28 protein-coding genes are annotated in these 22832 nt (G+C 67.9%); 17 read left to right on the forward strand and 11 right to left on the reverse strand.

Annotated features, from left to right (window positions below):
• The first annotated feature begins 52 nt into the window (after positions 1–52).
• From SBP02_RS19290 to SBP02_RS19315, 6 genes are all read left to right on the forward strand, one after another.
• On the forward strand, positions 53–949 hold the full coding sequence (locus tag SBP02_RS19290; RefSeq protein WP_318644013.1) for an energy transducer TonB: 897 nt from the start codon (positions 53–55) through the stop codon (positions 947–949).
• A 68-nt stretch (positions 950–1017) separates the two neighbouring features.
• Positions 1018–1587, forward strand: a complete 570-nt coding sequence (locus SBP02_RS19295) for a YqgE/AlgH family protein (RefSeq protein WP_318644014.1) — start codon at positions 1018–1020, stop codon at positions 1585–1587.
• Positions 1587–2030 carry a Holliday junction resolvase RuvX gene (gene ruvX, locus SBP02_RS19300; RefSeq protein ID WP_318644015.1) on the forward strand — a complete coding sequence of 148 codons (444 nt, stop codon included), beginning with the start codon at positions 1587–1589 and terminating at the stop codon, positions 2028–2030. The genes SBP02_RS19295 and ruvX overlap by 1 nt, the downstream gene beginning before the upstream one ends.
• 29 nt (positions 2031–2059) lie before the next feature.
• Positions 2060–2566, forward strand: coding sequence for a bifunctional pyr operon transcriptional regulator/uracil phosphoribosyltransferase PyrR (gene pyrR, locus SBP02_RS19305; RefSeq protein WP_318644016.1), 507 nt, complete (start codon positions 2060–2062; stop codon positions 2564–2566).
• 11 nt (positions 2567–2577) lie between these two features.
• Positions 2578–3582, forward strand: a complete 1005-nt coding sequence (locus SBP02_RS19310; protein ID WP_318644017.1) for an aspartate carbamoyltransferase catalytic subunit — start codon at positions 2578–2580, stop codon at positions 3580–3582.
• Complete coding sequence (locus tag SBP02_RS19315) at positions 3582–4853, forward strand: dihydroorotase (RefSeq protein ID WP_318644018.1); 1272 nt, start codon at positions 3582–3584, stop codon at positions 4851–4853. The genes SBP02_RS19310 and SBP02_RS19315 overlap by 1 nt, the downstream gene beginning before the upstream one ends.
• 58 nt (positions 4854–4911) lie before the next feature.
• On the opposite strand, the gene SBP02_RS19320 is transcribed toward SBP02_RS19315, so the two are convergent.
• From SBP02_RS19320 to pilT, 3 genes are all read right to left on the reverse strand, one after another.
• Positions 4912–5313, reverse strand: coding sequence for a TM2 domain-containing protein (locus tag SBP02_RS19320; RefSeq protein ID WP_318644019.1), 402 nt, complete (start codon positions 5311–5313; stop codon positions 4912–4914).
• 104 nt (positions 5314–5417) lie between these two features.
• Positions 5418–6563: a PilT/PilU family type 4a pilus ATPase gene (locus SBP02_RS19325; protein ID WP_318644020.1), complete on the reverse strand. Its 1146-nt coding sequence runs from the start codon at positions 6561–6563 to the stop codon at positions 5418–5420.
• 111 nt (positions 6564–6674) lie between these two features.
• On the reverse strand, positions 6675–7709 hold the full coding sequence (gene pilT / locus SBP02_RS19330) for a type IV pilus twitching motility protein PilT (RefSeq protein ID WP_318644021.1): 1035 nt from the start codon (positions 7707–7709) through the stop codon (positions 6675–6677).
• A 73-nt stretch (positions 7710–7782) separates the two neighbouring features.
• On the opposite strand from pilT, the gene SBP02_RS19335 reads away from it, so the two are divergent.
• From SBP02_RS19335 to SBP02_RS19380, 10 genes are all read left to right on the forward strand, one after another.
• On the forward strand, positions 7783–8475 hold the full coding sequence (locus SBP02_RS19335) for a YggS family pyridoxal phosphate-dependent enzyme (protein WP_318644022.1): 693 nt from the start codon (positions 7783–7785) through the stop codon (positions 8473–8475).
• 14 nt (positions 8476–8489) lie between these two features.
• On the forward strand, positions 8490–9308 hold the full coding sequence (gene proC, locus SBP02_RS19340; protein ID WP_318644023.1) for a pyrroline-5-carboxylate reductase: 819 nt from the start codon (positions 8490–8492) through the stop codon (positions 9306–9308).
• A 10-nt stretch (positions 9309–9318) separates the two neighbouring features.
• Entirely contained in the window at positions 9319–9909 is a 591-nt protein-coding gene (locus tag SBP02_RS19345; protein ID WP_318644024.1) for a YggT family protein, read from the forward strand.
• A 203-nt stretch (positions 9910–10112) separates the two neighbouring features.
• Complete coding sequence (locus SBP02_RS19350) at positions 10113–12095, forward strand: dynamin-like GTPase family protein (protein WP_318644025.1); 1983 nt, start codon at positions 10113–10115, stop codon at positions 12093–12095.
• A 102-nt stretch (positions 12096–12197) separates the two neighbouring features.
• Positions 12198–13337 (forward strand): homoserine O-succinyltransferase MetX, encoded by a 1140-nt coding sequence (gene metX, locus SBP02_RS19355; RefSeq protein WP_318644026.1) that lies wholly within the window; start codon positions 12198–12200, stop codon positions 13335–13337.
• A 7-nt stretch (positions 13338–13344) separates the two neighbouring features.
• Positions 13345–13965 (forward strand): methionine biosynthesis protein MetW, encoded by a 621-nt coding sequence (gene metW / locus SBP02_RS19360; protein ID WP_318644027.1) that lies wholly within the window; start codon positions 13345–13347, stop codon positions 13963–13965.
• A gap of 41 nt (positions 13966–14006) precedes the next feature.
• Entirely contained in the window at positions 14007–14426 is a 420-nt protein-coding gene (locus SBP02_RS19365; RefSeq protein WP_318644028.1) for a DUF4426 domain-containing protein, read from the forward strand.
• Positions 14423–15019, forward strand: a complete 597-nt coding sequence (rdgB, locus tag SBP02_RS19370) for an RdgB/HAM1 family non-canonical purine NTP pyrophosphatase (RefSeq protein ID WP_318644029.1) — start codon at positions 14423–14425, stop codon at positions 15017–15019. The genes SBP02_RS19365 and rdgB overlap by 4 nt, the downstream gene beginning before the upstream one ends.
• Entirely contained in the window at positions 15016–16176 is a 1161-nt protein-coding gene (gene hemW, locus SBP02_RS19375; RefSeq protein ID WP_318644030.1) for a radical SAM family heme chaperone HemW, read from the forward strand. Before rdgB ends, hemW begins: the two co-directional genes overlap by 4 nt.
• 37 nt (positions 16177–16213) lie before the next feature.
• Positions 16214–16537, forward strand: a complete 324-nt coding sequence (locus SBP02_RS19380; protein ID WP_318644031.1) for a DUF3392 domain-containing protein — start codon at positions 16214–16216, stop codon at positions 16535–16537.
• Positions 16538–16546: 9 nt separating this feature from the next.
• On the opposite strand, the gene SBP02_RS19385 is transcribed toward SBP02_RS19380, so the two are convergent.
• The 7 genes from SBP02_RS19385 to SBP02_RS19415 form a co-directional block, all read right to left on the reverse strand.
• Positions 16547–16960, reverse strand: a complete 414-nt coding sequence (locus tag SBP02_RS19385; protein WP_318644032.1) for a VOC family protein — start codon at positions 16958–16960, stop codon at positions 16547–16549.
• A gap of 27 nt (positions 16961–16987) precedes the next feature.
• Positions 16988–17413, reverse strand: a complete 426-nt coding sequence (locus tag SBP02_RS19390) for a YciI family protein (protein ID WP_318644033.1) — start codon at positions 17411–17413, stop codon at positions 16988–16990.
• A 228-nt stretch (positions 17414–17641) separates the two neighbouring features.
• On the reverse strand, positions 17642–18949 hold the full coding sequence (locus SBP02_RS19395) for a DUF1329 domain-containing protein (RefSeq protein ID WP_318646380.1): 1308 nt from the start codon (positions 18947–18949) through the stop codon (positions 17642–17644).
• A 208-nt stretch (positions 18950–19157) separates the two neighbouring features.
• Positions 19158–19829, reverse strand: coding sequence for a tRNA (guanosine(46)-N7)-methyltransferase TrmB (gene trmB, locus SBP02_RS19400; RefSeq protein ID WP_318646381.1), 672 nt, complete (start codon positions 19827–19829; stop codon positions 19158–19160).
• Positions 19830–19918: 89 nt separating this feature from the next.
• Positions 19919–20713 carry a thiazole synthase gene (locus tag SBP02_RS19405; RefSeq protein ID WP_318644034.1) on the reverse strand — a complete coding sequence of 265 codons (795 nt, stop codon included), beginning with the start codon at positions 20711–20713 and terminating at the stop codon, positions 19919–19921.
• 46 nt (positions 20714–20759) lie between these two features.
• The gene (gene thiS, locus SBP02_RS19410) at positions 20760–20960 is read right to left on the reverse strand and encodes a sulfur carrier protein ThiS (protein ID WP_318644035.1); all 201 of its coding nucleotides are present in this window, start codon (positions 20958–20960) and stop codon (positions 20760–20762) included.
• 102 nt (positions 20961–21062) lie between these two features.
• Positions 21063–21434 carry a DUF423 domain-containing protein gene (locus SBP02_RS19415; protein ID WP_318644036.1) on the reverse strand — a complete coding sequence of 124 codons (372 nt, stop codon included), beginning with the start codon at positions 21432–21434 and terminating at the stop codon, positions 21063–21065.
• A gap of 66 nt (positions 21435–21500) precedes the next feature.
• Between SBP02_RS19415 and mtgA the strand changes: the two genes are divergently transcribed.
• Positions 21501–22193 carry a monofunctional biosynthetic peptidoglycan transglycosylase gene (gene mtgA / locus SBP02_RS19420; protein WP_318644037.1) on the forward strand — a complete coding sequence of 231 codons (693 nt, stop codon included), beginning with the start codon at positions 21501–21503 and terminating at the stop codon, positions 22191–22193.
• A 22-nt stretch (positions 22194–22215) separates the two neighbouring features.
• Here mtgA and SBP02_RS19425 read toward each other — a convergent pair whose 3' ends face one another.
• Positions 22216–22815, reverse strand: a complete 600-nt coding sequence (locus tag SBP02_RS19425; protein WP_318644038.1) for a hypothetical protein — start codon at positions 22813–22815, stop codon at positions 22216–22218.
• Positions 22816–22832 lie beyond the last annotated feature (17 nt).

A 22832-nucleotide genomic window follows, 5' to 3' on the forward strand; every position in this document is an offset into this window, starting at 1 on the left:
TTGCCCGCCCCCTCGGCAGACTGCGCGGCAACCTGAACCGACCCGAATCGCGATGACCGCAGCCGCCCGCCCAACCGCAACCCCAGCCGCCGGCGTCCGCCCGGCGGATCGCCTGGGGTTCACCCTGTTCCTCGCCACCGCGCTACATGCCGCCCTGATCCTCGGCCTGGGCTTCTCCCTGGCCGAACCCAACCAGATCAGCAAGACCCTGGAAGTCACCCTGTCGACCTTCAAGAGCGAGGAGCAGCCCAAGGAGGCGGACTTCCTCGCCCAGCACGACCAGCTGGGCAGCGGCACCCTGGAGCACAAGGCGGCGCCCAAGACCACCGAACAGGCGCTGTTCCAGGACACCCAGGTCAAGCGCGTGACCCCGCCCGCCGCACCCCAGCCACCCGCGGCCCGCCAGGAGGCGCCGAAGGCGGCGGTCGCCACCCGCACCCCGCAACAGCAGAAGACCCCGGTCAAGCGCGAGGAGAGCAAACCGACGCCCCAGGCCCGCCCGGCGCCGGTGTTCGACAGCGCGCAGCTGTCGGCGGAGATCGCCAGCCTGGAGGCCGAACTGGCCCAGGACATCCAGCAGTACGCCAAGCGCCCGAAGATCCACCGCCTCAACGCCGCCTCGACCATGCGCGACAAGGGTGCCTGGTACAAGGACGAGTGGCGCAAGAAGGTCGAGCGCATCGGCAACCTCAACTACCCGGACGACGCCCGCCGCCGGCAGATCTACGGCAGCCTGCGCCTGCTGGTATCGATCAACCGCGACGGCACCCTCTACGAGGTGCAGGTGCTGGAGTCCTCCGGCCAACGCGTGCTCGACCAGGCGGCCCTGCGCATCGTCCGCCTGGCCGCCCCCTTCGCCCCCTTCACCGGCGATCTGGCGGATGTCGACCGCCTGGAGATCATCCGCACCTGGCGCTTCGAACGGGGCGACCGACTGTCGAGCAACTGAGTCGCGCCCGCGCCCCCGGTTAGCCTTTTAGCTTCCAGCCATCGGCCGCAGGCTTTAAGCTAACGCGCATGAAAGACGCCAGCCCGAGCTTCCTCAAGCACCACTTCCTGATCGCCATGCCGCACATGGCCGATCCGCAATTCGCACACACGGTCACCTACCTGGTCGAGCACAACGAACAGGGCGCCATGGGCCTGGTCATCAACCGCCCCAACGGCCTCAACCTGGCCGACGTGCTCGAGCAGCTGCGCCCGGACAGCGAGCCGCCGGCGCTCTGCCAGGCCCTGCCGATCTTCTCCGGCGGCCCGGTGCAGACCGACCGCGGCTTCGTCCTGCACCCGGCCGGCCTGCAGTTCCAGGCCACCCTGGAGCTCGGCGAACTGGGCCTGTCCACCTCCCAGGACGTGCTGTTCGCCATCGCCGACGGCAGCGGCCCGGACAAGTACCTGATCGCCCTCGGCTATGCCGGCTGGGAAGCCGGCCAGCTGGAGGCCGAGCTGGCCGACAACGCCTGGCTGACCTGCCCGGCCGACAACACCATCCTCTTCGACCTGCCCTTCGACCAGCGCCTGAATGCGGCGGCGGCACGCCTGGGCGTCGACCTCAGCCTGCTCACCTCGCAAGCCGGCCACGCCTGATGAGCGAGCCCCGCGCCAAGCCGCTGCGCCTGCTGCTCGGCTTCGACTACGGCAGCAAGCAAATCGGCGTCGCCGTGGGCCAGGCCATCACCGGCCAGGCCCGCGAACTGTGCGTGCTCAAGGCGCAGAACGGCGTGCCGGACTGGCAGAAGGTCGAGGCGCTGCTGCGCGAGTGGCAGCCGGATGCCCTGGTGGTCGGCCTGCCGCTGAATATGGACGGCACGCCGAGCGAGATGAGCGCCCGCGCGGAGAAGTTCGCCCGCCGCCTCAATGGTCGTTTCAACCTGCAGGTCTTCACCCACGACGAACGCCTGACCACCTATGCCGCCAAGGGCGAACGCCTGCTGCAGGGGCAGAGCGGCGGCTACCGCGAACGCCCGGTCGACGCCCTGGCCGCGGCGCTGCTGCTCGAAGGCTGGCTGGCCGAACACCTCCCGGACTGAGTCACGGCCGGGCCCACAAGGAACTTGCGATGAACCTACCCAACCCCGCCGAATTGCTGCCGCAGATGGCCGGCGCCCTGCTCGAGTACCTCAACCAGCGACAGATCGCCGCGCCGCGCTTTATCGGCATCCGCACCGGCGGCGTCTGGGTCGCCCAGGCCCTGCTCGACACCCTCGGCAGCCGCGAGCCACTGGGCATCCTCGACGTGTCCTTCTACCGCGACGACTTCACCCAGAGCGGCCTGCACCCGCAGGTCAAGCCCTCGGAACTGCCGTTCGAGATCGAAGGCCAGCATCTGGTGCTGATCGACGACGTGCTGATGAGTGGCCGCACCATCCGCGCCGCGCTCAACGAGCTGTTCGACTACGGTCGCCCGGCCAGCGTGACCCTGGTGAGCCTGCTCGACCTGGGCGCCCGCGAGCTGCCGGTACGTCCCGACGTGGTCGGCGCCACCCTGTCGTTGGCCGCCGATCAGCGGGTAAAATTGTCCGGCCCTACGCCGCTCACCCTCGAACTCCAGACGCTCGCCAACTGAGACTCCCCGCGATGACGCCGATTGATGCCCAGCGCCCGCTGCAGCTGAACGACCAAGGTCAGCTGCGCCACTTCCTCTCGCTCGACGGCCTGCCCCGCGAGCTGCTGACGGAGATCCTCGACACCGCCGACTCCTTCCTCGAGGTCGGCGCCCGCGCGGTGAAGAAGGTCCCGCTGCTGCGCGGCAAGACCGTGTGCAACGTGTTCTTCGAGAACTCCACGCGCACCCGCACCACCTTCGAGCTGGCCGCCCAGCGCCTGTCCGCCGACGTCATCAGCCTCAACGTATCGACCAGCTCGACCAGCAAGGGCGAGACCCTGTTCGACACCCTGCGCAACCTCGAGGCCATGGCCGCCGACATGTTCGTGGTGCGCCACAGCGACTCCGGCGCGGCCCACTTCATCGCCGAGCACGTCTGCCCGGACGTGGCCATCATCAACGGCGGCGACGGCCGCCACGCCCACCCGACCCAGGGCATGCTCGACATGCTGACCATCCGCCGCCACAAGGGCGGCTTCGAGAATCTCTCGGTGGCCATAGTCGGCGACGTCCTGCACTCGCGGGTGGCCCGCTCCAACATGCTGGCCTTGAAGACCCTGGGTTGCCCGGACATCCGCGTGATCGCACCGAAGACCCTGCTGCCGGTCGGCATCGAACAGTACGGCGTCAGCGTCTACAGCGACATGGCCGCCGGGCTCAAGGATGTCGACGTGGTGATCATGCTGCGCCTGCAGCGCGAGCGCATGCAGGGCGGCCTGCTGCCCAGCGAGGGCGAGTTCTACCGCCTGTTCGGCCTGACCGAGCAGCGCCTGGCGCTGGCCAGGCCGGATGCCCTGGTGATGCACCCCGGGCCGATCAACCGCGGCGTGGAGATCGAGTCGGCGGTGGCCGACGGCCCGCAGTCGGTGATCCTCAATCAGGTCACCTACGGCATCGCCATCCGCATGGCCGTGCTGTCCATGGCCATGAGCGGGCAGACCGCCCAGCGCCAACTCAACTCCGAGGAGCCCAACTGATGCGTACCGCGATCCTCGGCGCCCGCGTCATCGACCCGAGCAGCGCCTTCGACCAGCCGGCCGACCTCTATATCGAAGACGGCAAGCTGGTCGGCATCGGCCAGGCACCGAGCGCCTTCGAGGCCGAGCAGACCCTGGACGCCCAGGGCCTGATCGCCGCCCCCGGCCTGGTCGATCTGTCCGTGGCCCTGCGCGAGCCGGGCTACAGCCGCAAGGGCAGCATCGCCAGCGAGACCCTGGCCGCCGCCGCCGGCGGCGTCACCAGCCTGTGCTGCCCGCCCCTCACCAAGCCGGTGCTGGACACCTCGGCGGTGGCCGAGCTAATCCTCGACCGCGCCCGCGAAGCCGGTCACACCAAGGTCTTCCCCATCGGTGCCCTGAGCAAGAATCTCGCCGGCGAACAGCTTGCAGAGCTGGTGGCGCTGCGCGACGCCGGCTGCGTGGCCTTCGGCAACGGCCTGGACAACTTCCGCAGCAGCCGCACCCTGCGCCGCGCCCTGGAATACGCCGCCACCTTCGACCTGACGGTGATCTTCCACTCCCAGGACCACGACCTGGCCGAAGGCGGCCTGGCCCACGAAGGCCCCACCGCCAGCTTCCTCGGCCTGCCCGGCATCCCCGAGACCGCCGAGACCGTGGCCCTGGCCCGCGACCTGCTGCTGGTCGAGCAGACCGGCGTGCGCGCCCACTTCAGCCAGCTGACCAGCGCCCGCGGCGCCGAGCTGATCGCCGACGCCCAGGCCCGCGGCCTGCCGGTCACGGCCGACGTCGCCCTGTACCAGCTGATCCTCACCGACGAGGCCCTCGCCGGCTTCTCCAGCCTCTACCATGTGCAGCCGCCGCTGCGCACCCGCCGCGACCGCGACGGCCTGCGCGAGGCGGTGAAGAGCGGCGTGATCCAGGCGATTGCCAGCCATCACCAGCCCCACGAGCGGGATGCCAAGCTGGCCCCCTTCGGCGCCACCGAGCCGGGCATCAGCAGCGTGCAGCTGTTGCTGCCCCTGGCCCTGACCCTGGTCCAGGACGGCTTGCTGGATCTGCCCACGCTGCTCGCCCGCCTCGGTGCCGGCCCGGCCGACGCCCTGCGCCTGCCGGCGGGCCGCCTGGCGGTGGGCGCCCCCGCCGATCTGCTGCTGTTCGATCCGCAAGCCTCGACCCTGGCCGGCGAGACCTGGTATTCCAAGGGCGGCAACTGCCCCTTCACCGGCCACTGCCTGCCTGGCGCGGTGCGCTACACCCTGGTCGACGGGCACATCAGCTACCAGGCGTAAGCACTCGACCACAAACAACAAGCCCGCCTCATGGCGGGCTTGTTGTTTGTGGAAGGAGTCAGCCTCGCTCGGCGTTTCTCAACGAGATCTGCGTGTTCAGGGTCCAGAAGTCGTAGAGCACGCCGACCAGGAACAGGCCGCCGGTGAACAGGTAGAGGATGCCGGTGAGCCACTTGCCCTGGTACATGCGATGCACGCCGAACACGCCGAGGAAGGTCAGCAGGATCCAGGCGAGGTTGTAGTCGACGTCTCCGGCGGTGAAGCGCAGATCGGCCTCGCGGTCCATGGCCGGGATCAGGAACAGGTCGATGATCCAGCCGATAAACAGCAGGCCCAGGGTGAAGAACCAGATGGTGCCGGTCACCGGCTTGCCGTAATAGAAGCGATGGGAACCGAGGAAGCCGAATATCCACAACAGATAGCCGATGACCTTGCTATGGGTGTCCTGTCTTACGTCCATGCCGTGCTCCTGTGTTGCGGGCTACTGCGGATGGGCCGACTCTCCGCTTGCGGGGCCGCCCGATAAAAAGCCCGCGGGTGCGGGCTGTCTATGTTGCAAACGGCTCAGCGGAAACGCCGCCCCGGGTCTTCCGGTGTGGTCTCCAGGGACAGGCCCTCGCTCAGCTGGGCCAGGTGATCGCCGTCGCTTTCCGAGCCGAGCTTGATCATCAGGCGCAGGTCGTTGGCCGAGTCGGCGTACAGCAGCGCATCCTCGTAGGTGATCTCGCCCTGGCTGTAGAGGGCATAGAGCGCCTGGTCGAAGGTCTGCATGCCCTGTTCGGTGGAGCGCTTCATCAGACCCTTGAGCTCGTGCACCTCGCCCTTGCGGATCAGGTCGGCCGCCAGCGGGGTGTTGATCAACACCTCGATCACCGCCCGCCGCCCCTTGCCATCCGGGGTCGGCACCAGTTGCTGGGCGACGATGGCCTTGAGGTTGAGCGACAGGTCCATCCACACCTGGTTCTGCCGGTCGGCGGGGAAGAAGTTGATGATCCGGTCCAGCGCCTGGTTGGCGTTGTTGGCGTGCAGGGTGGCCAGGCACAGGTGGCCGGTCTCGGCGAAGGCCACGGCGTGATCCATGGTCTCGCGGGTGCGCACCTCGCCGATCAGGATCACGTCCGGGGCCTGGCGCAGGGTGTTCTTCAGCGCCACCTCGTAGGACTCGGTGTCGATCCCGACCTCGCGCTGGGTGACGATGCAGTTCTGGTGCTGGTGGATGTATTCGATCGGGTCTTCGATGGAGATGATGTGGCCGCTGCTGTTCTTGTTGCGGTAGCCGATCATCGCCGCCAGGGAAGTCGACTTGCCGGTGCCGGTGGCGCCGACGAACAGCACCAGGCCGCGCTTGGTCAGCGCCAGCTTCTTGAGCACCTCCGGCAGCTTGAGGTCATCCAGGGTCGGGATGTTGGTCTCGATGCGGCGCAGCACCATGCCCGCCAGGTTGCGCTGGTAGAAGGCGCTGACGCGGAAACGCCCCACGCCGCGGGCGCTGATGGCGAAGTTGCATTCGTGATTCTCGGCGAACTCCCGGCGCTGCTGCTCGTTCATCACCGCGTACACGGTTTCCCGGGTCTGCTCCGGCGACATCGGGTTCTTGGTGACCGGCATGATCTTGCCGTTGACCTTCATGGACGGTGGCACCCCGGCGGTGATGAACAGGTCCGAGCCGCCCTTCTCCACCATCAGGCGCAGCAGTTTTTCGAATTCCATGCGTTGTCTCGCCCATCTGCATCACGCGCCTAAGCAAAGACCAGTCGCCGAAGCGCGCGAACCGTCGCTGGCCGATCCCCGTGCACCAGGCGGCACACGGAAACAGTGTTGTCAGAAGTTTTCCGGGTTCTTGGATTTCTCCCGGGCACTCTCGCGACTGACCAGGCCCTTGGCGACCAGGCCCTTGAGGCAGGCGTCGAGGGTCTGCATGCCCAGCGAGCCGCCGGTCTGGATAGCCGAATACATCTGCGCCACCTTGTCCTCGCGGATCAGGTTACGGATCGCCGGGGTGCCGATCATGATCTCGTGGGCCGCCACCCGGCCGCCGCCGATCTTCTTCAGCAGGGTCTGGGAGATCACCGCCTGCAAGGACTCCGAGAGCATGGAACGAACCATGGACTTCTCCTCGGCCGGGAACACGTCGACCACCCGGTCGATGGTCTTGGCCGCCGAGGTGGTGTGCAGGGTGCCGAACACCAGGTGGCCGGTTTCCGCGGCGGTCAGCGCCAGGCGGATGGTCTCCAGGTCGCGCATCTCGCCCACCAGGATGATGTCCGGGTCTTCACGCAGCGCCGAGCGCAGGGCCTCGGAGAAGCCCAGGGTGTCGCGGTGCACCTCGCGCTGGTTGACCAGACACTTCTTCGACTCGTGGACGAATTCGATCGGGTCCTCGATGGTCAGGATATGGTGGTACTTGGTGCTGTTGAGGTAGTCGAGCATGGCCGCCAGGGTGGTCGACTTGCCCGAACCCGTGGGCCCGGTGACCAGCACCAGGCCGCGCGGCACGTCGGTGATCTTGCGGAACACCTCGCCCATGCCGAGGTCTTCCATGGTCAGCACCTTGGACGGAATGGTCCGGAACACCGCACCGGCGCCGCGGTTCTGGTTGAAGGCGTTGACCCGGAAGCGCGCCACCCCGGGCACTTCGAAGGAGAAGTCGGTTTCCAGGAATTCTTCGAAGTCCTTGCGCTGCTTGTCGTTCATGATGTCGTACATCAGCGCGTGCACCTGCTTGTGATCCAGGGCCGGCAGGTTGATCCGACGCACATCGCCGTCGACCCGAATCATCGGCGGCAGACCGGCAGAGAGATGCAGGTCCGACGCGCCTTGCTTGGCGCTGAAGGCAAGCAGCTCGGTGATATCCATGGGACTCCCTAATGACAAGCAAGCAGGTAGAATGCCGCGAACGCTGAACGACCGGGGCTACAGAGCGCGAGTAATGTCCACGATAGCAGAGAATATTGCAAAGGTCGGAGCGCGCATCCGTGAGGCGGCGCAAGCCTCGCAGCGCGATTGTGCGACGATCGGCCTGCTCGCGGTGAGCAAGACCAAACCCGCCGCGGCGATCCGCCAGGCCCGTGCCGCCGGCCTGTGCGACTTCGGCGAGAACTACCTGCAGGAAGCCCTGGACAAGCAGGCCGAACTGGGCGACCTGGACCTGACCTGGCACTTCATCGGCCCCATCCAGTCGAACAAGACCCGCGCCATCGCCGAGCACTTCGCCTGGGTGCACTCGGTGGACCGCCTGAAGATCGCCGAACGCCTGTCCGCCCAGCGTCCGCCGCAGCTGCCGCCGCTGAACGTCTGCCTGCAGGTCAACGTCAGCGGCGAGGCCAGCAAGTCCGGCTGCAGCCCCGAGCAGCTGCCGGCCCTGGCCCAGGCGGTCGCCCGGCTGCCCGGGCTCAGGCTGCGCGGCCTGATGTGCATTCCCGAACCCAGCGCGGACCCGGCCGTGCAGCACGCGGCCTTCGCCCGCCTGCGCACGCTGCAAGAGCAGCTGAATCTCGACCTCGACACCCTGTCCATGGGCATGAGCCACGACCTGGAGGCCGCCATCAGCGAGGGCGCGACCTGGGTACGCATCGGCACCGCCCTGTTCGGTGCCCGCGACTACGGCGCCCCCTCGCATTGAATAAGGAAGCCCACATGAACGACCCACGCATTGCCTTTATTGGCGCCGGCAACATGGCCGCCAGCCTGATCGGCGGCCTGCTCGCCCAGGGCGTCGCGACCGACGCCATCCGCGCCAGCGACCACGGTGCCGAACAGCGCGCCAGGATCGCCGCCGAGCACGGCATCGCCACCTTCGCCGCCAACGCCGAGGCCATCGAGGGCGCCGAGCTGATCGTCCTGGCGGTCAAGCCGCAGGTGATCAAGGCCGTGTGCCTGGACCTGGCGCCGCACCTGAAAGAGGGCCAGCTGATCGTCTCCGTTGCCGCCGGCATCACCTGCGCCAGCCTGGAAAACTGGTTGGGGCCGCGTGCCATCGTGCGCTGCATGCCCAACACCCCGGCGTTGCTGCGCCAGGGCGTCAGCGGCCTGTATGCCAACGCCCGGGTGTCGGCGGCTCAGCGCCAGCAGGCCGAACAGGTGCTCAGCGCGGTCGGCCTGGCCCTGTGGCTGGACGAAGAGCGGCTGATCGATGCGGTCACCGCGGTATCCGGCAGCGGCCCGGCCTACTTCTTCCTGTTGATCGAGGCGATGACTGCCGCCGGCGAAAAGCTCGGCCTGCCGCGCGACACCGCCGCCCAGCTGACCCTGCACACGGCCCTCGGCGCCGCGCGCATGGCGGTGGCCAGCGACGTCGACGCGGCCGAACTGCGCCGCCGCGTGACCTCCCCCGCCGGCACCACCGAAGCGGCGATCAACAGCTTCCAGGCCGGCGGCTTCGAGACCCTGGTCGAACAAGCACTGAATGCCGCCGCCCGCCGCTCGGCGGAGCTGGCCGAACAGCTGGGCCAATAAGGAGCCAACCATGATCGGACTCAACACCGCTGCGGTTTATATCCTGCAGACCCTCGGCAGCCTGTACCTGCTGGTGGTGCTGCTGCGTTTCATCCTGCAACTGGTGCGCGCGGACTTCTACAACCCGCTCAGCCAGTTCATCGTGCGCGCCACCCAGCCGCTGCTCAAGCCACTGCGCAAGATCATCCCCGGCTTCGCCGGCCTGGACCTGGCCTCGCTGGTGCTGGCGATCCTGGTCCAGCTACTGCTGATGACCCTGACCCTGATGCTGATGGGCTACGGCACCGGCAACCCGCTGCAACTGTTGGTCTGGTCGATCATCGGCGTCACCGCCTTGTTCCTCAAGGTGTTCTTCTTCGCCCTGATCATCGGCGTGATCCTCTCCTGGGTCGCCCAGGGCAGCCACAATCCGGCGGTCGAGCTGATCCAGCAGATCTGCGAGCCGCTGCTGATGCCGATCCGCCGCTTCATGCCGAGCATGGGGGGGCTGGACCTGTCGCCTATCGTCGCCTTCCTGGCACTCAACCTGATCGACATGCTGGTGATCCGCAACCTGGCGGTGATGACCGGCATGTACCAGGGCCTCAGCCTGGCGATCTGAAGCCCAACCGCGTCGCCCCCGCGGCCCGACCGTTCGGCCCGCCTGGGCGACCACCAGGCGGGCGCGTGGCGCTGGCCAATTGACGCCAGCCAACCGCCCCGCATAATGCCCGCCAGGCCTGCGCGTGCAGCGCGGCCCCAGGGCCCGGACGAGACCTGCGCCGGGCCGCCGTTCGAGGGCGCGCTACCGAGAGGAACGCCAGGATGAGCATGGAACGTCTCAGTCAGCAGGTCGATGCCTACGTCACCTGGAAGCGCGAGCTGATGCGCGAGATCAGCCGCTATCGCAGCTGGCTGGTGACCAACCGCCTCGGCTCCGAGGCGGTGGAAGCCAAACTCGAGCGCGCCCTGCGCCTGCTGCGCACCGACCACATCACCCTGGCCTTCGTCGGCGAGTTCTCCCGCGGCAAGACCGAACTGATCAACGCCCTGTTCTTCTCCGAGTACGGCCAGCGCATGCTGCCGTCCCAGGCCGGGCGCACCACCATGTGCCCCACCGAGCTGTACTTCGATCCGCGCTCGGAGCGCGCCTATATCCGCCTGCTGCCCATCGAGACGCGCCTCTCCGAGGCCAATGTCTCGCAGTTCAAGCGCATTCCCCGGCACTGGGTGAACATTCCCCTGGACCCCAGCGACCCGGACAACATGGCCCAGGCCTTCGCCCAGGTGGCCAGGGCCAAGCCGATGCCGGTGGAACAGGCGATTCAGCTGGGTTTCCACCCGGACATGCTGGAGAGCACCGGCAAGCCCGGACAGGTGCTGGTACCGGCCTGGCGCCATGCCCTGATCAACTTCGACCACCCGTTGCTGCGCCAGGGCCTGCGCATCCTCGACACACCGGGCCTCAACGCTCTGGGCAGCGAGCCGGAGCTGACCCTGTCGATGCTGCCCAGCGCCCAGGCGATCATCTTCCTGCTGTCGGCCGACAGCGGCGTCAGCGCCAGCGACATGGCGATCTGGCAACAACATATCCGCCAGCTCGACGACGACACCCAGACCAGCCTGTTCGCCGTGCTCAACAAGATCGACGTGCTGTGGGACGACCTGGCCGGCGAGGCCTTCGTGCAGAACGCCATCGGCCGAATCCAGGCCAGTACCGCCAAGCAACTCGGCATCCGCCCCGAGGAAGTGCTGCCGCTGTCGGCCAAGCAGGCCCTGCTGGCCAAGGTGCGCAAGGACCCGGCGCTGCTCGTCCGCAGCCAGATGAACGGCCTGGAAGCCCTGCTGTGCGAACGCATCGTCGCGCAGAAGGAGCGCCTGCTCGAGGACCGCGTGGTCAATCAGGTGCTGGCCCTGCTCCACAACAGCCAGCACGTGCTCGGCCTGCGCCTGGAGAAGGTCAAGGAGCAGCAGGCCCTGCTCAACAACCAGCAACAGGACAACGGCCAGCTGCTGTTCGAGCTGACCGCCAAGACCAAGGCAGACCACGGCCTGCACCACAGGCGCCTACTCGGCCTGAAGACCAACCAGCGCCTGCTCAAACGTCAGGGCGACCTGCTGCGCGCCGCGGTGCGCCCCGAACGTCTCGAGCAGCACCTGGACAGGGTCCGGCGCCACCTCACCGGCAGCTGGACCACGCTGGGCATCAACCAGGCCATCCTGCACTTCTTCCGCGCGGTGCAGAGCGACCTGCACAGCCTGGCCCACGAGGCCGAGATGGCCAACCGCATGGTCGCCGCCATCTACTGCCGGCACAACGAGGAGAACCCGCTGCACGGGGTCGACGCGCCGCAGTTCGACCTCGAGCGCTACCAGCGCGAGCTCGAGCAGCTGCGGGCCAAGGCCGACCAGTTCCGCCTACACCTCAAGACCCTGCTCACCGAGCAGCGCAGCCTGACCCGGCGCTTCTTCGCCACCCTGGCACAGGAGGTCGTCGGCCTGCACCAGCGCCTGCGCCAGGACGCCGAGCACTGGGCCGGCGATGCCCTGATGCCGCTGATGCAGCACAGCCTGGAGCACAAGCAGTTGCTGGAGACCCATATGCTGCGGCTCAAGGTCCTGGCCCAGGACACCCAGCAGAGCCGCCAGCGCACCCAGCGACTGGCGCACTACCGCGACGAATTGCAGCAGCAGCTGGCCCAGGCCGGCGAGATGCTGCGGGCCCTGCGCCGGCCGGCGCCTGTGCAGCGCCAGGGCAAGGTGGTCAGCCTGCCGGGGGCCCGCCGCGCCCTTGGCGCCACCGACTAGTCGCGGCCCGGCCCAAGCGCGCCGCCCCTGTGCTTGCCGCAGGCAGCGGCGCTCTTTAGACTGCTGCACTTCGTTTTTCTTCCGATTTCGCGAGCAGGGTCGATGCCGACTGCCTTTCCTCCAGATTCCGTTGGCCTGGTGACGCCCGAGGTGGTGCAGTTCGCCGCGCCCCTGACCCTGGCCTGCGGACGCAGCCTGGCCGACTACCAGCTGATCTTCGAGACCTATGGTCGGCTGAACGCGGCGCGCAGCAATGCGGTGCTGATCTGCCACGCCCTCTCCGGCCACCACCATGCCGCCGGCTACCACAGCCCGGACGACCGCAAGCCCGGCTGGTGGGACAGCTGCATCGGCCCGGGCAAGGCGATCGACACCGACAAGTTCTTCGTCGTCAGCCTGAACAACCTCGGCGGCTGCAACGGCTCCACCGGCCCCTCCAGCCTCAACCCGGCCACCGGCAAGCCCTACGGCGCCGACTTCCCGGTGATGACGGTGGAAGACTGGGTGCACAGCCAGGCGCGCCTGGCCGACACCCTGGGCATCGAGCAGTGGGCGGCCGTGGTCGGCGGCAGCCTCGGCGGCATGCAGGCCCTGCAGTGGACCATCAGCTACCCGGAACGGGTGCGCCACTGCCTGGCGATCGCCTCGGCGCCCAAGCTGTCGGCGCAGAACATCGCCTTCAACGAGGTGGCGCGCCAGGCCATCCTCACCGACCCGGAGTTCCACGGCGGGCACTTCCAGGAACAGGGCGTGATCCCCAGGCGCGGGCTGATGCTGGCGCGCATGGTCGGCCACATCACCTACCTGTCCGACGACGCCATGGGCGAAAAATTCGGCCGCGGGCTGAAGAGCGAGAAGCTCAACTACGACTTTCACAGCGTCGAGTTCCAGGTCGAGAGCTACCTGCGCTACCAGGGCGAGGAGTTCTCCGGGCGCTTCGACGCCAACACCTACCTGCTGATGACCAAGGCCCTGGACTACTTCGACCCGGCCGCCGCCTTCGAGGGCGACCTGGCCAGGACCCTGGCCACGGCGACGGCGGACTTCTGCGTGATTTCCTTCACCACCGACTGGCGCTTCTCCCCGGCGCGCTCGCGGGAGATCGTCGATGCGCTGATGGCCGCGCGCAAGAACGTCTGCTACCTGGAGATCGACGCCCCCCAGGGCCACGACGCCTTCCTCATGCCGATCCCGCGCTACCTGCAGGCCTTCTCCAGCTATATGAACCGAATTGCAGTATGAGGCACCCATGAGAGCGGATCTGGACATCATCCAGGAGTGGATTCCCGCCGGCAGCCGCGTGCTCGACCTCGGCTGCGGCGACGGCGAGCTGCTGGCCTGGCTGCGCGACAACAAGGGCGTCAGCGGCTACGGCCTGGAGATCGACCCGGAGAAGATCGCCCGCTGCATCGAGCGCGGCGTCAACGTGGTCGAACAGAACCTCGACCAGGGTCTGGGCAACTTCGCCAGCGACAGCTTCGACGTGGTGGTGATGACCCAGTCGCTGCAGGCCCTGCACTACCCCGACTGGGTCCTGGCGGAAATGCTGCGGGTCGGCCGCACCTGCATCATCACCTTCCCCAACTTCGGCCACTGGCGCTGCCGCTGGTACCTGGCCAGCAAGGGCCGCATGCCGGTCTCCGACTTCCTGCCCTACACCTGGTACAACACGCCGAACATCCACTTCTGCACCTTCGAGGACTTCGAGCGCCTGTGCCACGCGCAGAACGCCCGGGTGCAGGAGCGCCTGGCGGTGGACCGCGACCATCGCCACGGCTGGGCCAGCCGGATTTGGCCTAATCTGTTAGGTGAGATCGGCATCTACCGAATCAGCGGGCCCACCGCCCTGGATGCGCAGAGCGCCGGCTGAGCCGTGCGCCTTGCCAGGGCCAAACTTGCAGGAGAGTTCCCATGCGCCGCATCGCCATTCTGTTTATCGCCCTGTGCCTGAGCCTGCCGGCGCTTGCCGAGCGCAAGCACAGCTTCGGCGAGCTGGACGTGCACTACATCGCCTTCAATTCCGGCTTTCTCCAGCCCGAGATCGCCGCAGCCGCCGGCCTGGTGCGCAGCAAGAGCCAGGGCGTGGTCAACATCTCCGTGCTCAAGGCCGGCACACCCATGGCCGCCAACGTCAACGGCGCGGTGAAGAACCTGCTCGGGCAGAGCCATCCCTTGAAGTTCAAGCAGGTCAACGAAGGCACGGCGATCTACTACCTGGCGCAGTTCCCCTTCGAGAACCGCGAGGTGCTGCGCTTCACCATCAGCGTCCAGGCCGGCGACGGCGTCGCCCACAGCTTCGACTTCAACCAGGAATTCTTCCCCGACGAATGATGCCCTTCAGCGAACTCGTACTCGCCAGCCATAACGCCGGCAAACTCAAGGAACTCCAGGCCATGCTCGGCGACGTCGTGCGCGTGCGCTCGGTCGGCGAGTTCAGCAGCGTCGAACCCGAAGAGACCGGCCTGAGTTTCGTGGAGAACGCCATCCTCAAGGCCCGCCACGCCGCGCGGGTGTCCGGCCTGCCGGCCCTGGCCGACGACTCCGGCCTGGCGGTGGACTTTCTCGGCGGCGCGCCGGGCATCTATTCGGCGCGCTACGCCGGTGGCCAGGGCGATGCGGCCAACAACGCCAAGCTGCTCGAGGCCCTCAAAGCGGTACCCGATGCCCAGCGCGGCGCCCAGTTCGTCTGCGCCCTGGCCCTGCTGCGCCACGCCGAAGACCCGCTGCCGATCCTCTGCGAAGGCCTGTGGCACGGGCGCATCCTGCACGAGGCGCGCGGCGACCAGGGCTTCGGCTACGACCCGCTGTTCTGGGTCGAGGAACGGCAGTGCTCCAGCGCCGAACTGCCCCCGTCCCTGAAGAACCAGCTCAGCCACCGCGCCCGCGCCATGGCCTTGCTCAAGCAGCGCCTGGGGCTGGCATGAAGCGCTCCCCGGACGGGGGCTTTCGGCTGCCCCCGCTGGCCCTCTATATCCACATCCCCTGGTGCGTGAAGAAGTGCCCCTACTGCGACTTCAATTCCCACGCCGCCGGCCCGAGCCTGCCGGAACAGGCGTATGTCGACGCCCTGCTCGCCGATCTCGATGAAGACCTGGACCAGGTCCACGGTCGCCCGCTGACCTCGATCTTCTTCGGCGGTGGCACCCCCAGCCTGTTCTCCGCCCAGGCCCTCGGCCGCCTGCTCGAAGGCGTCGAGCGCCGCGCGCCCTTCGCCGCCGACATCGAGATCACCCTGGAGGCCAACCCCGGCACCTTCGAGCAGGCCAAGTTCAGCGCCTACCGCGCGCTCGGCATCAATCGCCTGTCGATCGGCGTGCAGAGCTTCCAGGCCGAGAAGCTGGCGGCCCTGGGGCGCATCCACGACGGCGAGGAGGCCATCCGCGCCGCCGACATGGCCCGCGCCGCCGGCTTCGACAACTTCAATCTGGACCTGATGCACGGCCTGCCGGAGCAGTCCCTGGACGACGCCCTGGGCGACCTGCGCATCGCCCTCGCCCAGGCGCCGACCCACCTGTCCTGGTACCAGCTGACCCTGGAGCCGAACACGGTGTTCTGGAATCAGCCGCCGACGTTGCCGGAGGACGACACCCTCTGGGACATCCAAGAAGCCGGCCAGGCCCTGCTGGCCGAACACGGCTACGACCAGTACGAGGTGTCGGCCTATGCCCAAGCGGGCAAGGCGGCGCGGCACAACCTCAACTACTGGACCTTCGGCGACTTCCTCGGCATCGGCGCCGGCGCCCACGCCAAGCTGAGCAGCCCGGACGGCACGATCAAGCGCAGCTGGAAGACCCGCCTGCCCAAGGACTACCTGGATGCCGGCAAGCGCTTCAGCGCCGGCGAGCGGGTGCTGGGCCCGGACGAACTGCCCTTCGAGTTCCTGATGAACGTGCTGCGCCTCACCGATGGCGTGGCCAGCAGCCTGTTCACCGAGCGCACCGGCCTGCCGCAGACGCTGCTCGCCGAGGCACGCGGCGAGGCCGAGCGCCGTGGCCTGCTGCACGGCGACCCGGCGCGGCTGCGCGCGACCCGCGAGGGCCAGCTGTTCCTCAACGACCTGCTGCAACACTTCCTGCCCTGACCGGCACATCGCGCGCCCGCGGCGCTAAGGACCCCGCATGGACCTGCTACTCGAACTGATCGCCACCCTGTCGCGCTGGAGCCGTGGCCATCTGTACGACATCTCCCTGGCGATCATGGCCACCCTGCTGGTGCTGTTCGGCCCCGCCATCAACGCCTGGGTGCAGCGCAGCATCGGCGGCCTCAACTTCTTCCTGCGCACCCTGCTGTTCGTGCTGCTCTGTGCGGTCGGCTACGGCCTGGCGATGATTTTCCTCACCCCCTGGCTGGCCCAGGGCCTCGGCCATTTCAACAATTACACCCTGGCGCCGGTGCTGCTGCTGTCGTTCTTCCTCATCGGCGTGCTCGCCGACCGTAGCTAGGCCTGGCGATCAGCTAGCCGGCGCGCAGTTGATCATCCAGGGCACGCCGAAGCGGTCGACCAGCATGCCGAAGCGCTCCGCCCAGAAGGTCTGCTGCAGCGGCATCTGCACGCTGCCCCCTTCGCCCAGGGCGGCGAAGATCCGCTCGGCCTCCGCCACGCTGTCAGGATGCAGGGTCACCCAGCAGCCGCGGATGGGCTCGTAGGGCTGCGTGGGGTGGCAGTCCGAGCCCATCAAGGCCTGATCGCCCCACATCAGGCAGGCGTGCATGACCTTGTCGCGGCAATCCGCCGGCACCTCGGCGCCGGCCGGGGTTTCGCCGAAGCGCAGCAGCGCCTGGAGGGTGCCGCCCAGGCACTGCGCATAGAAGCCGAAGGCGGCCTCGCAGTCGCCATCGAAGGTCAGGTAGGGATTGATGTTCATGCTTGACTCCGTCGCTCGGTCAGAGGGTCACTGCTGCCGGGCAATCTGTTCGCGGATGCGCTCTTCCTGCTCGCGCAGCTCGGGGGTAAGTTCGGCGCCGAAATCCTCGGCCTCGAACAGCTGGCGGATCTCGATCTCCGACTCCCCGGGCATCGGGTTGGGGCAACGCTTGACCCATTCGACCGCCTCTTCCAGCGACTCGACCTGGAACAGCCAGTAGCCGGCGATCAGCTCCTTGGTCTCGGCGAACGGACCGGCGATCACCTGCCGCTGCTCACCGGAAAATCGTACGCGTGCCCCCTTGGCACTCGGGTGCAGGCCCTCGCCGGCCAACAGTACGCCGGCTGCCACCAGCTCCTCGTTATAACGGCCCATCGCCGCCAACAGCTCTTCGCTGGGCATCACGCCCGCCTCGGATGCCTGACTGGCCTTGACTATCACCATGAATCGCATGCTCTTGCCTCCTGCAGCAAAGGGTTGAAGGACCGGTGCGGATGCCGGGGCCTCACCACCGGTTCTGCTTCATGGTCGAAGGGCGAATCGCACAATCGACAGAGCCGCCTAAAATTTTTCCGCTTATTTTGCCGCCGCGCGGTATGCCCCCAGACGAGGGCGTGATCCTGGCTGACGCCGGCTCGGCAGCCGGCAGAAAAAAGCCGCCCGTTCGGGCGGCCAATCGACTCAGTTGCCCGCGCGGCGTAGCGCCTGCGGGGTGAAGTCACGGGGCCCCAGGTCGGCGGCGAAGTCGTACATCGACTCGTTGTTGTCCAGGCCGTCGACGAAGTAGCGCCCGCCCTTGAAGTCGTAGAGGGTTTCCAGGGTGCTGCCGAACATCGGCACCTCGTAATAGCTGATCGGGTGGCTTTCCTGCAGACCGATCAACTCGCCGTGCTTGTCGTACAAGTCGACCGCGAGAATCTGCCAGCTGTCCTCGTCCAGATAGAAACGACGCTTGCCATAGGGGTGACCGAAGCCCGTGCGCAACTCGGCCTCGACCACCCAGACCCGGTGCAGCTCGTAGCGCAGCAGAGCGGGGTTGACCGTGTTGCGCTGCAGGATGCTGTCGTAGGGGATGCCGCGCTGGTGCACCGCATAGCTGTTGTAGGGCACCAGCATTTCCCGCTTGCCGAGCAACGCCCACTGGTAACGGTCCGGCGCGCCGTTATAAGAGTCGACCATGTCCGCGGTGGCCATGCCGTTGGTATCCGGCTGCAGGCTGTCGTAGGCCAGCATCGGCAGGCGACGCACGCGGCGCTCGCCGCGGTTGAAGCGCCAGGCCTTGCGAATCGCCAGGACCTGGTCGAGGGTCTCCTGCACCACCAGCGCCGAGCCGGACAGCTTGGCCGGCGCGACCACCTTGTACTTGTAATAGAACAGGGTGTTGTCCAGGTCCTGGGGACTGACGCCTTCGCGGCCGTAGAGGAAGTAGACGTCGCGCTCCAGCTTGAGCAGGTTGTAGGCGCCGTTGGCCAGCACCGCCGCCTGGTTGGTGACCATGCTGATCTGGTCGCCACGATAACGCATGATGTGGTTCCAGATCGCCTGCTGGCCACCCTGCGGCAGCGGGAAGGGGATACCGGCGGCCACCCCGGCCACGCCGTTGCCGCCGGAGATCAGCTCGGCGTTCCGCGCATTGAAGCGGGTGGCATCGTAGATGCGTTGCGGCGCCGCGGCACTGCGCCGGGCCGGGTAGACGCGCAGGAAATAGTCGGGGTGGCTCGCCAGCAGCGCCTGGTGTCCGGCCGACAGCAGGGGCCGATACTGCTCCAGGTTGTCCGCCCCGACCCGGTACAGGAGCGCGTCGCTGGCGTAGGGATCGGGGTGGTGCATGCCCGGCCGGTAGCCGGCCGGCGGCCGGGCCAGGCCGCCCTGCCAACTGGGGATGGTACCGGCGGCATTGCCGGCGCGTTCGCCGCCGAGCGGGGTCAGGTCCTGCCCCAGGCGCGCCGCCTGTACGGCGTCGATCTTGGCCTGCGCGGGCAACACCATGGCCGCCAGCAACAGCAATGAAAGCTTTCTCAAGACAATACTCTCCTCACAGCAGCTGACGGCGGGCGCCACTGCCTATCGAGCCCGCCCCGCTGCCGGGGTAGGCGTTATGGATACTGACGGTGAGGAGCCGTCCTGGCGCCGGGTTGTCCCGGTCTTATGCAATCGTCCTGCGCTGGCGCCGATAGGCTCGGCGCCGGAAGCCTGTTTACTCGCTGCGCTGGAACTTCAGGTCCCAGACGCCATGGCCGAGGCGCTCGCCGCGGCGCTCGAACTTGGTGATCGGCCGCTCCGGCGGACGCGGCACGTACTGGCCGTCGGCAGCCAGGTTGCGATAGCCCGGCGCAGCCTGCATCACCTCGAGCATGTGCTCGGCATAGGGTTGCCAGTCGGTGGCCATGTGCAGCACGCCACCGACCTTGAGCTTCTGCCGTACCAGCTCGGCGAAGGCCGGCTGGACGATGCGCCGCTTGTGGTGGCGGGCCTTGTGCCAGGGGTCGGGGAAGAACAGCAGCAGGCGGTCGAGGCTGGCATCGGCCACGCACTGACGCAGCACCTCCAGGGCGTCGCAGCTGTACACCCGGACATTGCCGAGCCGCTGGGTCATCAGGCCGTTGAGCAGGGCACCGACACCCGGCTTGTGCACCTCGACGCCGATGAAGTCCTGCTCCGGCGCGGCGGCGGCCATCTCCAGCAACGAGTGGCCCATGCCGAAGCCGATCTCGAAGGTACGCGGCGCACTGCGGCCGAACACCCGGTCGAAGTCCTGGCCACCGGCCTCCAGCTCCAGGCCGAACTGCGGCCAGCCCTGGTCCAGGCCGCGCTGCTGGCCCTCGGTCATGCGTCCGGCACGCATGACGAAGCTCTTGATGGTGCGCATCGGGCGCTGTTCCTCGGCCGCAGCCGAGGGGTCGTGGGATTCGGTCATCGGGTACTCGTAAAATCGGTGGGGTTCGAGGCGGCCAGGACTCAGCGAATCAGGCCGTCCAGCGGCGACGAAGCGCTGGCGTAGAGCTTCTTCGGCATGCGTCCGGCCAGGTAGGCCAGGCGTCCGGCCTCGATGGCGTACTTCATGGCCTCGGCCATCAGCACCGGATTCTGCGCATGGGCGATGGCGCTGTTCATCAGCACCGCCTCGCAGCCCAGCTCCATGGCGATGGTGGCGTCGGAGGCGGTACCCACGCCGGCATCGACCAGCACCGGCACCGTCGCCTCTTCGAGGATGATGCGCAGGTTGTAGGGGTTGCAGATGCCCAGGCCGGTGCCGATCAGGCCGGCCAGCGGCATCACCGCGATACAGCCCATCTCCGCCAGCTGGCGGGCGATGATCGGGTCGTCGCTGGTGTAGACCATCACGTCGAAACCGTCCTTGACCAGCACTTCGGCGGCCTTGAGGGTTTCGATGACGTTGGGGAACAGGGTCTTCTGGTCGGCCAGCACTTCCAGCTTGACCAGCTTGTGGCCGTCGAGCAGCTCGCGGGCCAGGCGGCAGGTGCGCACGGCGTCCTCGGCGTCGTAGCAGCCGGCGGTGTTCGGCAGGATGGTGTAGCGCTCCGGGCTGATCACATCGAGCAGGTTCGGCTCGCCGGGGTTCTGGCCGATATTGGTGCGGCGCACGGCGACCGTGACGATCTCCGCCCCCGAGGCCTCGATGGCCGCACGGGTCTCGTCGAGATCCTTGTACTTGCCGGTGCCCACCAGCAGGCGCGACCGGTAGGTGCGGCCGGCCAGGGTGAAGGGCTTGTCGCTGCGAACATGGCTCATCGAAAAATCCTCGGGGCTAAGACGGGGGACGTTGCGCAAGGCGGCCTCAGCCGCCGCCGATGGCGTGCACCACTTCCACCCGGTCACCGTCGCGCAGGGCGGTGCTGGCGTGCTGGCTGCGGGGCACTATGTCCAGATTCAGCTCGACCGCGACACGCCGGCCGGCCAGGTCAAGGCGAGCGAGCAACTCGGCGACGGTCTGGCCATCGGGCAGCTCGAATGCTTCACCGTTCAACTGAATGCGCATAACGGGGCGGTCACGACTAGAAAGGAGGACGGCATTCTAGCCCGATCACCGGCGATGACCAAGGCTAAAGGGCGCCGTTCGTCCAGCTTCCTGACGCCAGAGTCAGGTTATTCGCCACGCCAGCAGCCCCAGGCACAACCAGCCGCCGAGAAAGGCCAGGCCGCCGAAGGGGGTGATGAGGCCGAGCGCGCCGACCCCGCTGAGGGCCAGGCCGTACAGGCTGCCGGAAAACAGCAGGATGCCCAAGGCGAACAGTCCGCCGGTCAGATTGACCAGACGCCCCGGCGCCCGTAGCGCCAGCAGGGCGACGCCGAACAGCGCCAGGGCGTGCAGCAGCTGATAATGACTCCCGGTCTGAAACACCGCCAGGTAGTCGGCGCCGAGCCGACCCTTCAAGCCATGGGCGGCGAAGGCGCCGAGGGCGACGCCGGTGAATCCGGCGAGGGCGGCCAGCAACAACCATAAACGAGCCATGGGCACTCCAGACAATTCGAGGGTGGCCGCTATAATGGCCCGCCCTCCTCCAACGGCCAAGCTCGCATGTTCCGCTCCATCCGCCGCCAACTGCTGAAGCTGCTGCTCTACTTCATGGCCGCCACGGCCCTGCTGGTATTGCTGTTTCGCTGGGTGCCGCCGCCGGGCACGGCGCTGATGGTCGAGCGCAAGGTGCAGTCCTGGGTCGCCGGCCAGCCGATCGACCTGCAACGCAGCTGGCGTCCCTGGAGCGAGCTGCCCGACGACCTGAAAGTCGCGGTGATCGCCGCCGAGGACCAGAAGTTCGCCGAGCACTGGGGCTTCGATGTCGCCGCCATCCGTGCGGCGATCAGCCACAACCGCCAGGGCGGTTCGGTGCGCGGCGCCAGCACGCTGAGTCAGCAGGTGGCGAAGAACCTGTTTCTCTGGTCCGGGCGCAGCTGGCTGCGCAAGGGCGTGGAGGTCTGGTTCACCGCGCTGATCGAACTGCTCTGGCCGAAGCAGCGCATTCTCGAGGTCTACCTCAACAGCGCCGAGTGGGGAGTGGGGGTGTTCGGCGCCGAGGCCGCGGCCCGGCAGCACTTCGGCAGGGGCGCGCCCTACCTGTCACGCCAGCAGGCCAGCCTGCTGGCCGCGGTGCTGCCGAACCCGCGCCAGTGGAGCGCCAGCCGGCCGAACAGCCGAGTCGCCCGCCGTGCCGCCTGGATCCGCCAACAGATGTGGCAGCTCGGCGGCAGCCACTACCTCAACCAGCTATAGGGCAGTCGCCCTGCGGCCAGTGTCAACGCACGCTCAGCACGCGTCGCGGCACGACCTGCAACAGACGCAAGCGCTCGTCCTCGCTGTGGACGGTCAGGCCCAGCCGCGGATAGACCCAGGCCTCCCCCACTTCCAGCTGCAGTCGCAGACGCGGCTGGCCGAGGCTGGCGGTCAGCCGCGCGACGCTCACGGCGCCCTGCGGGGCGAGGGTCAGGCCGACGACCTCGTGCGGCCCCAGCTGCGCCAGCAGCGCGCCGGCGAGCGGCTGTTCGGCGTCACCCGCCGCCGCCATCAGGCTCTCGCGCTCGACTTCACTCAGCGCCAGCTCGGCCTCCAGGCGCCAGGGCTCGCCGTCGGCCTGCCATTCGCCGCGATACAGCAGGCGCGCCCCGTCCGGGCGCGGCTGCAACCACAGCTCACCGGCCACCAGGGCGCTCAGCTCCGCCAGATGCAGGCGCTCCTCGGCCAGGGGCACCAGCACATCCGCCTGCCACTCGGCCAGCCAGGGCAGCGGCTCGGCCGGCTGCGGCCCGCGCACCAGCCAGGCGCCCCAGGCGAAGAACAGCAGGGCGACGGCGGCGAACAGCAGCCCGTGCTGCAGGCGCAGCGGCGGCATCTTCATGGTTTTCTCCAGGCAGA

This window comes from Pseudomonas benzenivorans, assembly GCF_033547155.1.
Classification (GTDB): domain Bacteria; phylum Pseudomonadota; class Gammaproteobacteria; order Pseudomonadales; family Pseudomonadaceae; genus Aquipseudomonas; species Aquipseudomonas benzenivorans_B.